Raw genomic sequence first — 1,349 nt, 5'->3', positions numbered from 1 at the left:
GGTGCATGGCCAGCGCGCGCGCAATCGCCACCCGCTGCTGCTGGCCGCCGGAGAGCTGCATCGGGTGGGCGTTGGCGTGCTCGCGCCGCCCCACCTGCCGCGCTGCCCGACGTCGAGGTCGGCCAGGAGCAGACCCGCGCCGCCGACGGCACCGTGGTCCCGCTGCGGGTCTACCGGCGGCAGGGCCGGCAGCCGGGCTCGGTGATGGTCTACGCCCACGGCGGCGGGCTCATCATGGGCAGCCTCGACCAGGCCGACGACACCATCAAGGGCTACGTCGCCGCGACCGGGGTGCCGGTCGTGGCCCCGGAGTACCGGCTCGCCCCCGAGCACCCGTTCCCCCGGCCGCTGCAGGACTGCTACGCGGCGCTGGTGTGGGCCCACGACCACCACGGCGCCGTCGGGGCCGACCGGGCCCGCGTGCTCGTGGCCGGCGACAGCGCCGGTGGCACGCTGGCCGCCGGCCTCGCCCTGCTGGCGCGGGAACGGGGCGGGCCGCCGGTCGCGGCCCAGCTGCTAGTGCACCCGATGCTGGATGACCGCACCGGCGAGCCCGAGCCGATGCTGGCCCAGGCGCTGACCTGGAGCGCCGTCGACAACGAGACCGGGTGGCGGGCCTACCTGGGGCAGAGCTACGGCACCGACCAGGTCTCGCCGCTGGCCGCGCCGGGCCGGGCGGAGGACCTGGCCGGGCTGCCGCGCACGTTCCTCGACGTCGGTGCCCTCGACCTGTTCCGCGACGAGGTCGTGGCCTTCGCCGGCAGGCTGTGGCGGGCGGGGGTGCCCACCGAGCTGCACGTCTACCCGGGGGTGCCGCACGGGTTCGACACGCTGGCGGCCGAGACCCCGGTGGCGCTGCGCGCGATGCAGGCGCGCTACGACTTCCTGACCGCGGTCTGAGGGGGACGTCGTGAACGCTGACCACGAACGCCGCCCCGTGCTCGTGCTGGCCAACGCCGCCGCCGGCTCGGCCGCCGGCGAGCAGGTCCAGCAGGCCCTCGCCGTGCTGCGCGCGGAAGCCGATGCCGAGGTGGTGGTCCCGGACGGGCCGGAGGACATGGCCGGTGCGGTGGCCGGCCTCGGCGGCCGCGACGTGGTCGTCCTCGGTGGGGACGGCTCGGTCAACGCGCTGCTCAAGACCGTGGTCGGCCAGGACCGGCTGGACGAGCTCGGCGCGGTGGGCGTGGTCCCGCTGGGCACCGGCAACGACCTGGCGCGCGCCCGCGGGCTGCCGCTGGCAGACCCGGCGGAGGCGGCCCGGGTGGCGCTGCACGGCACACCCTCGGCCTGGCCGAGGAGCTGCGGGACCGGCTCGCGGAGGCCGGGTTCCCGGTCACCCGCGGCGACCT

2 protein-coding genes and 1 pseudogene are annotated in these 1,349 nt (G+C 77.2%); 2 read left to right on the top strand and 1 reads right to left on the bottom strand.

Annotated elements, in window-relative coordinates; genetic code table 11:
• Nucleotides 1-97: pseudogene (locus GFJ45_RS16085) on the bottom strand (ATP-binding cassette domain-containing protein); the annotation flags it as partial.
• 56 nt (nucleotides 98-153) lie between these two features.
• Here GFJ45_RS16085 and GFJ45_RS16080 point away from each other — a divergent pair.
• Nucleotides 154-900 carry an alpha/beta hydrolase gene (locus GFJ45_RS16080; RefSeq protein ID WP_153399104.1) on the top strand — a complete coding sequence of 249 codons (747 nt, stop codon included), beginning with the start codon at nucleotides 154-156 and terminating at the stop codon, nucleotides 898-900.
• Between the two features lie 10 nt (nucleotides 901-910).
• Nucleotides 911-1,349 (top strand): diacylglycerol/lipid kinase family protein (locus GFJ45_RS16075; protein WP_267128876.1); only part of this gene is annotated, 439 nt, incomplete at its 3' end.

The organism is Ornithinicoccus halotolerans (genome assembly GCF_009602535.1).
GTDB lineage: Bacteria > Actinomycetota > Actinomycetes > Actinomycetales > Dermatophilaceae > Ornithinicoccus > Ornithinicoccus halotolerans.
Note: the sequence above shows the minus strand (reverse complement) of the source record. Positions and strands in the feature narration are given on the sequence as shown.